The organism is Acinetobacter sp. A1-4-2 (assembly GCF_040233925.1).
In the GTDB taxonomy this organism is placed as follows: Bacteria; Pseudomonadota; Gammaproteobacteria; order Pseudomonadales; family Moraxellaceae; genus Acinetobacter.
Genome location: NZ_CP157981.1, coordinates 1,728,003 through 1,739,187, shown reverse-complemented (window position 1 = coordinate 1,739,187; position 11,185 = coordinate 1,728,003). Strand labels below are relative to the sequence as shown.

The 11,185-nt window shown below is 41.6% G+C and carries 9 protein-coding genes; 8 read left to right on the top strand and 1 reads right to left on the bottom strand.

Translation table 11 applies throughout. The annotated features are described in order from the left end of the window. The first annotated feature begins 10 nt into the window (after positions 1-10). The 8 genes from ABJ384_RS08585 (at position 11) to ABJ384_RS08550 (ending at position 8,652) form a co-directional block, all read left to right on the top strand. Positions 11-1,120, top strand: coding sequence for a beta-ketoacyl-ACP synthase III (locus tag ABJ384_RS08585; RefSeq protein ID WP_349926768.1), 1,110 nt, complete (start codon positions 11-13; stop codon positions 1,118-1,120). A gap of 11 nt (positions 1,121-1,131) precedes the next feature. Beyond that, entirely contained in the window at positions 1,132-1,890 is a 759-nt protein-coding gene (locus ABJ384_RS08580; RefSeq protein ID WP_349926766.1) for a 1-acyl-sn-glycerol-3-phosphate acyltransferase, read from the top strand. A 182-nt stretch (positions 1,891-2,072) separates the two neighbouring features. Next, complete coding sequence (locus tag ABJ384_RS08575) at positions 2,073-4,079, top strand: hypothetical protein (protein ID WP_349926764.1); 2,007 nt, start codon at positions 2,073-2,075, stop codon at positions 4,077-4,079. 88 nt (positions 4,080-4,167) lie between these two features. Further along, positions 4,168-5,883: an AAA family ATPase gene (locus ABJ384_RS08570; protein ID WP_349926762.1), complete on the top strand. Its 1,716-nt coding sequence runs from the start codon at positions 4,168-4,170 to the stop codon at positions 5,881-5,883. Positions 5,884-5,993: 110 nt separating this feature from the next. After that, positions 5,994-6,977, top strand: coding sequence for an ion transporter (locus ABJ384_RS08565; RefSeq protein WP_086195505.1), 984 nt, complete (start codon positions 5,994-5,996; stop codon positions 6,975-6,977). Between the two features lie 163 nt (positions 6,978-7,140). Then, complete coding sequence (locus tag ABJ384_RS08560) at positions 7,141-7,518, top strand: IS630 transposase-related protein (RefSeq protein ID WP_349926760.1); 378 nt, start codon at positions 7,141-7,143, stop codon at positions 7,516-7,518. Further along, the gene (locus tag ABJ384_RS08555) at positions 7,515-8,063 is read left to right on the top strand and encodes an IS630 family transposase (RefSeq protein WP_349929726.1); all 549 of its coding nucleotides are present in this window, start codon (positions 7,515-7,517) and stop codon (positions 8,061-8,063) included. The genes ABJ384_RS08560 and ABJ384_RS08555 overlap by 4 nt, the downstream gene beginning before the upstream one ends. Positions 8,064-8,289: 226 nt before the next feature. Continuing rightward, positions 8,290-8,652: a hypothetical protein gene (locus tag ABJ384_RS08550; RefSeq protein WP_349926758.1), complete on the top strand. Its 363-nt coding sequence runs from the start codon at positions 8,290-8,292 to the stop codon at positions 8,650-8,652. Between the two features lie 65 nt (positions 8,653-8,717). Here the strand turns inward: ABJ384_RS08550 and metE are convergent, their stop codons facing one another. After that, the gene (gene metE, locus ABJ384_RS08545; RefSeq protein ID WP_349926756.1) at positions 8,718-11,009 is read right to left on the bottom strand and encodes a 5-methyltetrahydropteroyltriglutamate--homocysteine S-methyltransferase; all 2,292 of its coding nucleotides are present in this window, start codon (positions 11,007-11,009) and stop codon (positions 8,718-8,720) included. Positions 11,010-11,185: the final 176 nt, after the last annotated feature.

Here is an 11,185-nt window from a genome sequence, read left to right as displayed (position 1 = left end):
GGAGTTTTACATGGGCATTCGTATTACCGGTACCGGTCTTTATCATCCAGAAGAATCCATTAGCAATGATGAATTGGTTGCAAGTTTAAATGCTTATGTGGAACAGTTTAACCACGACAATGCGGACAAAATTGCAGCGGGTGAGATTGAAGCGCGTCGCGGTTCAGATGCAGAATTTATTGAAAAAGCATCCGGTGTTAAAAGTCGCTATGTTGCTGAAAAGTCAGGTATCCTTGATTCAAAACGTCTATATCCGCGTTTACGTGAACGTAGCAATGATGAACTTTCCATTCAAGCTGAATGGGGTGTGATTGCTGCTAAACAGGCGATGGAAAATGCAGGGGTTACAGCTGAAGATATCGACGTTGTGATTCTTTCATGTTCAAACATCCAGCGTGCTTATCCTGCTGTTTCAATTGAAATCCAAACTGCTTTGGGCATTCAAGGCTATGCCTATGACATGAACGTTGCCTGTTCTGCTGCAACCTTTGGTTTAAAACAGGCTGCGGATGCAATCAGAAGCGGTGCACGTCGTGTCTTATTGGTCAATGTAGAAATTACCTCTGGTCATACCGATTTCCGTTCACGTGACTGCCACTTTATTTTTGGTGATGTGGCGACAGCATCGATTATTGAAGATACGACCACGAAGACTGGTTTTGACATTGTAGATACGCATTTGTTTACCCAGTTCTCAAACAACATTCGTAATAACTTCGGTTACTTAAACCGTAGTGAAGATGCAGTGGTGGATGACAAGCTGTTCCGTCAGGACGGTCGTAAAGTGTTTAAAGAAGTGTGCCCGCTGGTTGCCAAAATTATTACCAAACAGCTGGAGAAAAACAACATTGCACCAAGCAACGTGAAACGTTTCTGGTTACACCAAGCCAATGCCAGCATGAATGACCTGATCTTGAAATATGTAGTCGGTAAAGATGCTGACCGTGCGCTTGTGCCGATTATTCTCGATGAATTTGCCAATACCTCTTCTGCAGGTGTGATCATTGCATTACACCGTACTGCACATGAAGTGAATGATGGTGAATATGGTCTGCTTTGTTCATTCGGTGCGGGTTATTCTGTTGGCTCGGTTCTGGTGCAAAAACACGTTGTAGCATAAGGAATCATCTATTGCAGGTTGAGCATGATGCCAGATGGATTAAATGCCTCAGTGCGTTGTCCAAACTGTATTTCACCCCAACCTTTTTAGGGGCTGAACAGATTGATGCTGCCAAACCTGCAATGTATGTCGGGAATCACACCCTATATGGGATATTTGATTCCCCCATTCTGATTGATTATTTATATAATCATCATAAAGTGGCTGTGGTCAGTGTTGCTGATCATGGCCATTTTTATTTGCCGGTTTGGCGTACCCTGTTTAAGAAATTCGGTGCTGTCGATGGTGAAAAAGCCTATATTCGTGCAGCGATGCAGCAAGGTTATTCGATTCTGGTCTTTCCGGGAGGCGGGCGGGAAGTTTTAAAAAGAAAAGGTGAGGCCTATCAACTGATCTGGAAACAGCGTTATGGTTTTCTAAAACTCGCGCAAGAATTTAACTATGAAATTGTGCCTTTTGCTGCTTTAGGTGGCGATGAAGTTTTTGAGCTGGGATTCGATGCCAATTGGATTATTGAAAGCGCGTGGTTTCAAAAATTGTTAAAGTTGCCGAAACTGGATAAATTGTTGCGTCATGGTGATGTTATTCCATCCTTGCCTAAAAATATCATCCCGAAGCGTCTGCCTTTTTATTTTCAATTTATGCCGCGACAGAATTTAATGCATATTGAAAATACGGAACAATTAAAAGATTTTCGTGATCAGATTCAGCAGCAAATTTATGCAGGTTTAGACGATTTAAAACGACAGCGTGACCACAGAAAAGTTTGACTAGGTTGGGCCTGTATTTCATTTCCACAAGTATAAATGGATGGAAGCAGTGATTGAGTTTTAGAAATTGATCAGGCAAATTTGATTGAATTTTGAACTCAGCATACAGTATCTTTACTAGATTACTATATGATTAAAATGATTAAATTCATCTTAGGATGATTATTCAATTTGAGGCGAGTATGGAACAGGATCGTTTAGTACCGCAATATCAAGGGATTGCGAAACAGTTACTCAGAATTTCTAAAAGTCTAAATGACATTCTTCAAGATCAGCTCAAGATTGTCAGTGGGCTGAATGCACAAAATATGTTTCGTATTGATCAGGAATGGCATACGGTACAAGTGGCCAATGGTCTGTTTCAGTTACAATTTTATGCCCCTGACTCTGCGCAGAAAAGCATTTTGCATGGTGATTTTACTTATCTTGGACAAAAAGCTGAACTGCTGGAAGAGTTTATCCTTCATGATCTGTGCTTTCTCACCAATGACTTAAAGCCGCAACATTCCCTCTATTTGCGTCAAAAAGCCCAACAGCTGCGGCAGATACTGCTTGATCAGGTGTATTTGTGGGTGCAGGGCACCGAGCGGGTAAGGGCGTATTTGAAAAATCTTTCGCTGCTTGAAGCTGAAATTATTGATCAGCTGATGATTAAAGCAAATATCTATTCTTTTGCTGTTTTAACAGATTATGTGATGAATAAAACCGCATTGCCTGAAACGCTCATCCAGTTTTTACAAGAGATGTGTTCCATTCAAAAGGTGTACGGAGATGAATTTTTACCCTTGCAACCTTTAATGGAAGCGCTGGATGAGTTTTGTTTTAGCGCTGCGCAGTTTTTACCTGTAGCCATGTACCGCATTATGGCACTGTCATTTGAAGAGCGTTTTAACTTGCATGAGTTAATGGAACATCAGGATGATATCCATTTGCTCTATCGGCATGCCCAGGAACAGCCTGCCTTGCTTGGCTTTGTGCGTTTAATGCGGCGTGAGCTCTGGCAGCGTGATAATTTACTCTCAAAACATAATTTTCTGCATGGCTCGACTGTGGTCTGGCAAAAGAAAGTTGCAAAATTGCCGTTATTTGATTATCCGCGAGCGGTAAACTGGCTGTTTAAACAGTCTGCCGAGGTTCTGGACTGGCTGAGCCGTAATATTCAGCACAGCAGTGTCCGGGTAGCAGTCACGGCATTCAGTTTTATCGATAGCAGTCAGGTTCACCCCCAGGTCATTCTGGCAACTTTACAGTACTTTCAGCATTGTTCAGCACGCATGTTTATTCATAGCTGTCATTATTTTGCCATGCAGGAAGCCTGGTTTGAGCATGAATATAATCAGAGTATGATGCTTAAAGGGCAGAGCCAGTCTCTGGAAGACCATCGCATTGCCATCAGTCCTTCCATTTTGTATCTGGATGAATGGATGGACTTAATGCGCAATGTCACACAAGGCAATGAGCAAACAGTCAAGAAAATCTATGTGCGCTTAAGTCGGGTGATGCAGGCCTATATGTTGTACCTGCACAAAATAACCCGGGGTTTCGGCAATGATTTAATGGCTTATATCCGACCAGAAACCCATCAGAATCGCGAATTTTATAGCATATTGCAGCACTATAAAATGCGGCAGGATGAGTTCCGGCAGATTTTTTATCTGCGTGGTCGAAATATCCGGGTGTCGGTGTTCGACTCCTATGTGCGAGATTATCTGGTTGAATTTTTTAAGGATAATAAGCTTGTAGCGAAAAATACCAGCTGGATCGGGTTTTATCATCAGGCCACGGATTGGCATAATTACATCCAGAAGCGGGAAATTATCAGCCAGCTCAGGAAAAATCATGCGGTGTCGGTCTGGCAAGCTGTGATGCCGGAAAAATTCATGCACTTTTCCAGCTGGAGCTTTGAAGAATTGACAGATCTGGACCGTCTTATTGAAGAGTCGCAGAGATGTCAGAATTGTCTGGCGGCAAGCTATGCACAGCGGATTATGGAAAGAGAGTATGTGGCTTTTCATATGGTTTCGCAAACCGGCAAACTGCATATGACCTTAGGCTGCTACCTGCGAGAAGGTCAGCTGATCTATGACCAGCTGGAATATCCGCATAATAGAAAAACCGAATATCTTTTTGTCAATATTGCGTTGCAATTTATCTCCTGGTTAAACCAGCAGTTTGCGCCGTTTAAGTGACAGTGGCTGTCGCTAAACTTTTTTCTGTGCTTAACTTTTAAGGAAAAAATCGGTAGGCTATAGCCGTTAATTTACGGTTATAGGTCTTATGAAACAAGAAACTGCACTCAAGCTTTTGAAAGCCGGCGAAAATGTCTTTTTAACAGGTTCGGCTGGTGCAGGGAAAACCTATACACTCAATCAGTACATCAATTATTTAAAAGCCCGTAAGGTGCCTGTGGCGATTACGGCATCAACTGGAATTGCTGCAACGCATATGAATGGCATGACCATTCATACTTGGGCGGGAATCGGCATCAAGGATTTTTTATCCGATGCTGACCTGAAAAACATGAAAGAGCGCAAGTACCTTAAAGAGCATTTAGAAAATGCCCAAGTACTGATTATTGATGAAATTTCCATGCTGCATGCCAAGCAGCTGAATCTGGTCAATCAGGTTTTAAAATATTTTAAAGAAAGTGATGAAGCCTTTGGTGGGATTCAGGTCATCGTTGCTGGCGATTTTTTCCAGTTGCCACCGGTAGGTAAAAATGAAGAACGTAACCGGGATAAATTCTGCTTTATGTCGGATGCGTGGGTGGAAGCCAAATTTCGGGTCTGTTATCTGACCGAGCAGCACCGTCAGGGTAATGACTATTTAAATGATATTTTAAATGCCATTCGCAACCAGAGTATAAGTGCCGAACATCTTCAGGCTTTGGAGCAGACCCGCCAGCAGAACGTGGGAGAAACCTTTACCCGTTTATATACCCACAATATGGATGTGGATAGCATCAACTTTAAGCATCTGAATGCTATTGATGCCGAAAGCAAGCAGTTTGACGCCATCTGTGATGGCAATGACAAGCTGATTGAAACTTTAAAATCATCCGTTCGTGCGCCTGAAAACCTGACTTTAAAGAAAAATGCCAAGGTCATGTTTGTCAAAAACAACTTTGATATGGGCTATATCAACGGCAGTCTGGGCGAGGTCATTGGCTTTGAAGAAGATGATGAATATGGCATTTTGCCAAAAGTAAAATTAACCGACGGTACAGTACTACTAGTAGAGCCTGAAACCTGGTCGGTCGATAACGATGCCGGTAAAACTATTGCCAGTTTTCAGCAGATTCCATTACGTCTGGCTTGGGCCATAACTATTCATAAGTCGCAAGGCATGACGCTGGAAGCAGCCGAGATTAATCTGACCCATACCTTTGAGAAAGGTCAGGGTTATGTGGCGTTGTCGCGTTTAAAAGCATTAAGTGGCTTAAAGCTGCTGGGTATGAATGAACAGGCTTTGGAATTGGACAGTCTGGCCATCAAGGCTGATCGCCGTTTTCAGGAACTGTCTGAAGAAGCTGAAAACCACTTCCAACTGATTGATTTAACACCGCAGCATAAAGCTTTTATCCGTCACTGTGGTGGTACCTTGAATGAAGCTGAAATTCAGCGTAACGAGAAGAAAATTGCCAAAAGTGGCGGCAAAACCAATTATGCGACAGCTACACTGGATGAAACTCGTGAATTGTTTGAAGAGGGTTATGAAATTCAGGATATTGCCGTTGAGCGCGGTTTAACGCCTGCGACCATTATCAATCATTTGGCGAAATTACATAAAGAGCAGGGCTTGGACATTTCCGTAGCTCATCCGGGGGATGAAGTGGTGGAACAGGTGCGTAAAATTTATAAACGCTTGATGAAACGTCAAAGCCCTGAAAACTTTAGTGAGGATGGTGGAATTAAGCTGCGTCCGATTGTAGAAGCGACCAGTCCACGTATGGGCTATGACCAAGTACGTTTAGCTTTGCTTTTTGTTGAATAAATTGAAGTAAAGTAAAATGAATGCGTGATGAGGGCTTCTTGGCTTGCCACGCATTACATCTTTTCCAACTTGAGTTAAACTACAGCCTTTAAATTACAATATGTACGGCTATGGCATTTAGCACGTGGTATACACTAAGAAGATTCGTTTATAACAATTTACATAATGAAGACTACGAAACCAGGTTTAGTCGGACGATCAACTATTTTTTAATTTTATTGATCCTGGGTAATGCGGCAGCCATATTATTGGAGTCGGTAAATGATGTGTATCAATCCTATGCGGCATTTTTCGATTTTTTCGAATACTTTTCTATCTTTATTTTTTCGCTTGAATATTTACTCCGTTTTTGGTCAGTTGCCGAAGAAAATCCATTTTACAGTGCCTGGAAGAATCGCCTGAACTGGGTCAAAAGTGGTGCAGCAATCATTGATTTATTTGCCATCTTGCCGGCTTATATTAATTTCTGGGTGCCGATTGATTTACGCTTCCTGAGAATTTTACGGCTCATGCGATTGTTAAAGTTGACACGCTATTTTGTCTCCCTACAAATTCTATTGCGCGTGATTGAACGTGAAAAAGGGTCTTTTCAGGCGGTTCTCTTTATTTTAAGCATCATGATTGTGATGGCTGCCGCCTGTATTTACGTGGTCGAAAGTAAAGCTCAACCTGAGGTGTTTACTTCAATTCCAGCATCGATGTGGTGGGCGGTAGTAACGCTGACCACTGTGGGTTATGGAGATGTGACGCCGATTACTCCTTTGGGGCGTTTTTTGGGCGCAATTATTACCATTTTGGGTGTAGGGCTGGCCGCTTTACCGGCAGGTATCTTGGCAACCGGCCTGACCTATGAACTGGAACAGCGTAAGCAGAATCTGGAATTAAAATTTAGAGAGTTATTGCAAAGTTCTGAAATTGATCTATTCAATGATCAGGAAAAAATAGAAAGTATGCGTAAAGAGGTGGGACTCACTTCAGAGCAAACGCGCAATATTATTTTCCAGTTGCTGCGCGAGCAACGGGAAGAAGCATTGAAGCAAGAACGCGAGCAATATGCCTATTGCCCACATTGTGGAAAAAAATTGCCAGATTAAAATTAAGAGTTTATGAATCATTATTTACGGTCCTTTTGCATGCCTAAGAGGGGTCAAGCGGAAATCTTCATCCAGTTTAGAGTTGTCTTTATTGCTGAATTGAGGTGTATAGATATTAATTTAATATGAGCTACAATCAGAGAAATCATTACGCCCTGATCCTATGCCAAAAATTTATTCAGTTGATTTACGTGAAAAAGTAATGCTTTTCTATAAAGAAACACATCATAAATCTAAAACTTGCGAACTATTTAATATCGCTAGAACAACCTTGGATGACTGGATTCTACTTGAACAAAAGACTGGGCAATTGAAGCAACCCAAACCTCGCAATGCAGGAAGGCCTTCAGTTATTAAAGATATTCAAGGATTTAAAAAATTTGTGGAAACAACAAAATTTTCTCAGGCAAAGGATTTAGTTCCTTTATTTGAAAAGCAGTTTGGTTATTCTGTGGGCTATCATGTCATCCTGAAAGCATTACATAAGCTGGGCTGGACACATAAAAAAAGAGTTTTCTCTACAGACAAGCCTGCAAAATAGGACGAGCCGTATTTCAGTGGTTCCTGCCACAATGGAAACAGCAATATGGTGAAGAGCAGGTTTTATATATTGATGAATCCGGCATAAATACCAATGAAACCTCTGAGTATGGTTGGTCTGAGAAAGGGAAACGTTGCTATGCATTAAAATCGGGTGGGCATGGAACCAGACTGAGTATGATCAGTGCTATTCGATCAAGTGCACCCTTCAAATTCATTGCTCCATTGATCTTTCAGGGTTCATATGACCGCAGCACTTTTGTTGGTTGGCTTGAATATTTACTGAAAAGTTTACCTAAAGATAGAAATGGTCAGCATCAAAAGCACTTTCTGATTTTAGATAATGCTTCGATTCACAAAGGTAAAGAAATTGACGAATTGGCTCTCCAATACAATGCCAGACTCATGTATTTACCGGCTTATAGTCCAGATCTCAATCCGATTGAAAAAGCGTGGTCTGTGCTCAAAAGAAAAGTTAGAGGTATTGTCAGCCAACAAGACAAATCGATTCGAGAAGCCTTGGAGATGGGATTTAAGTTAATGTAGCTTATAATTTTTAATTAGCTATACATAACAAATTTGAATACCTGATTTTCATTGGGTATGAACAAGAAAATGACCAAAGGGTAGTCTGATTAAATATTATTTTGAGCTGGAAAAATAGTTTGTTATGGTGTTTGGGGAATCACAACTATTTAAATAAGTTTTAAAGTTAGAAAATAGGATGATTTTTTGACTGACGAAAAAGAATAAAAATGAAAAGGAAAAATATATGCGACAGTATCAGCGAGCGGCTTTGGCTTTGGTGGTGGCCAAGCTGGAATTCGGCAATCATAAGTCAAATATTTATGATTACAATGAAAGTGCCTATTCTCAAATCAGCGGTAACGTCAATGCGGGCGAGGCAAAACTTTATGATTATCACCGATCAGCTGTTTTTGAGGGACGAAACACCGGCCGGGAATTTAACCTGTATGATTATGGGCATAGCGAATTTATCAGTTTAAAAAAGAAAGGCATAAAAAAATACGAAGGCTATCATTATGGCAACTCAAGTTACTACGAAATTACCATTTCTGGCTCGACCATAACACTGTATGATTTTAGTACAGGACAATATTATAATTTTAGTTAGTTCATCCTGAATTGGATGCTAAAAATAGCTCCGATAAAGGAGCTATTTTTATTGTGCGATCTGGATTATGCAGCTTGCAGCTCTTTACGTACTTCTTTGGTCATTTTCACTAGCGTTGCCAGTGCTATTTTCGTCTCAGCCCAACCACGTGTTTTTAAGCCGCAGTCTGGATTGACCCATAAACGTTCAGCAGGAATGGTTTTTAATACACCATCAATCACGGTACGCATGTTGTCACTGGTAGGGGTACGTGGACTGTGAATGTCATACACACCTGGACCAACTGCATTGGGATAACCTTGCTCGTGGAACACGTCTAACAGCTGTAAACCTGAACGGGAAGTTTCAATCGTGATGACATCTGCATCCATCGCTGTGATTTGTGGCAGGCAGTCTTTAAAGTCTGAATAACACATGTGGGTATGAATTTGCGTATCCACACGTGCGCTGCTTGAACAGTGTTTGAACGATTTTACCGCCCAATTCCAGTATTCAGCCTGATCGGCTTTACGTAGGGGTAAACCTTCACGGAATGCCGCTTCATCAATCTGGATAATTTCGACACCAGCATCTTGCAGATCAGAGACTTCCTGACGGATTGCTTCAGCCAGCTGTAAACATACTTCACGACGAGTCCGATGCGCAGGAGGGAATGACCAGTTTAGAATAGTAACCGGGCCGGTCAACATGCCTTTGACAATCTTGTCAGATAAGGTATTGGCATACTCAATCCATTTCATTGTCATGGCATTTGGACGAGTGATATCCCCCACGATGATTGGCGGGCGAACACAGCGACTACCGTAAGACTGAACCCAACCAAACTTGGATAACCAGAAGCCGTCCAGCAGACCTGCAAAGTATTCAACCATGTCGGTACGTTCGGCTTCACCATGTACCAGAACATCTAGACCAAGTTCTTCTTGCTGTTGAATCGCATATGCGATTTCTTCTTTCATTGCTGCTTCATAGGCATCGTTGGTCAAATTTCCGTTATTCCAGGCTGCACGTGCTGCACGAATTTCAGCAGTTTGTGGGAATGAACCGATGGTCGTGGTCGGGATCAAAGGCAATTTCAGCTTTTCTTGTTGGGCCTTGAAACGAATTTCAAACGGTGCTTGGCGAGATTGGGCCACTAAATCAAATGGTGTATCCACAGCTTTAGAAAGTTTTTCATTTGCATAAATGTGACCGTTTGCTAAGGCGACAAGCTCCTCTAGTTTTTGGCGGGCAAAAGCAAGTTTGCCGTCTACTTCAGCAGGAATAGTTTCAGAACGCAGATCAACCGGCACGTGCAGCAATGAACAGCCCGTAGCAAGCCATAAACGCTCACCTAAAGATTTTTGTGCTGTTTGAACAATATCATTCAGGGCCACTAGGTCACTTGCCCAAACACTACGACCGTTGATTAAGCCCAAAGACAAGATTTTGTGTGTGGGTAATTGGTCAATGACTTTTTTCCAGAAAAACTCACCCACTTTTTCACGGGTAATGTCAATGTGTAAGCCTGCAACTGGGAGATTGACAGCAAGATTTAAATTGGCACCTAGAGTTTCAAAATAACTTGCCACAATCAATTTTAAACAATCATGACGTTGTAACAGATGATAAACCTGTTCAAATGCAGCTTGCCATTCTGGTGCAAGATCAAGTACTAAAGCCGGTTCATCGACCTGTACATATTCTACGCCGCGTGCTTCGAGTTCATCGAATAATGCTGCGTAAATTGGCAGCAATGCATCTACAAATTTTAAATTTGCCTGATCTGCACTTATGTCAGCATGATCATTTCCACATTCACAGGCATGTTTTTCTGCTTCTGCTGTATTTGCATCGACAATACGGGATAAATACAGAAAGCTGACTAAACCAGGGAGTACCACTTTAAGCGGTTGATTCAATGCCTTGGCGCGATCGACTTGCGCCAGTAAATCAGAAAAATCAGCTTTAAACTGTTGTGCTGAATTTAATTCAGGTACTAAGTAGTGGTAGTTGGTGTCAAACCATTTGGTCATTTCTAGTGCAGCAACATCGGTGCAGTGGGGTGCACGACCCCGTGCCAAATAGAACTGTTGATCAACTTGATTTAGCTTTTCAGCTTCTTTAAAGCGGGCTGGAATTACCCCTAAACGCACGGCATGGGTTAAAATACTGTCATAAAATACAAAGTCACCCACAGTCACCAAAGATAAGCCGGCATCTATTTGTGCTTGCCAGTTACTTGCTTCTAGCGCTTGGGCTTTTGCTAAAAATTCTGCTTGAGTTATTTCACCTTTCCAATAGCTTTCTTCTGCAAATTTAAGTTCACGTTTTGCACCAATGCGTGGGTAGCCCAAAATATGTGTAGTTAAAGTCATGATATTTCCAGGGAGATAGATGATCTCATTTTGTTGCAAGTATCATCGAACAAAAATAAAGATGAATCAAACTCATTATTCTCATGTTAAAATTATTTTTATTCATTATATGATTTTTTGCTTTTGGGCTTCGCGTACAAGGTCTCAAAAATTATGCTCTGTTGGAATGACTATTA

Coding starts and splice junctions, on each gene's coding strand:
- ABJ384_RS08585 (WP_349926768.1), top strand. CDS start 11: ATGGGCATTCGTATTACCGGTACCGGTCTTTATCATCCAGAAGAATCC.
- ABJ384_RS08575 (WP_349926764.1), top strand. CDS start 2,073: ATGGAACAGGATCGTTTAGTACCGCAATATCAAGGGATTGCGAAACAG.
- ABJ384_RS08570 (WP_349926762.1), top strand. CDS start 4,168: ATGAAACAAGAAACTGCACTCAAGCTTTTGAAAGCCGGCGAAAATGTC.
- ABJ384_RS08565 (WP_086195505.1), top strand. CDS start 5,994: ATGGCATTTAGCACGTGGTATACACTAAGAAGATTCGTTTATAACAAT.
- ABJ384_RS08560 (WP_349926760.1), top strand. CDS start 7,141: ATGCCAAAAATTTATTCAGTTGATTTACGTGAAAAAGTAATGCTTTTC.
- ABJ384_RS08550 (WP_349926758.1), top strand. CDS start 8,290: ATGCGACAGTATCAGCGAGCGGCTTTGGCTTTGGTGGTGGCCAAGCTG.
- metE (WP_349926756.1), bottom strand. CDS start 11,009: ATGACTTTAACTACACATATTTTGGGCTACCCACGCATTGGTGCAAAA.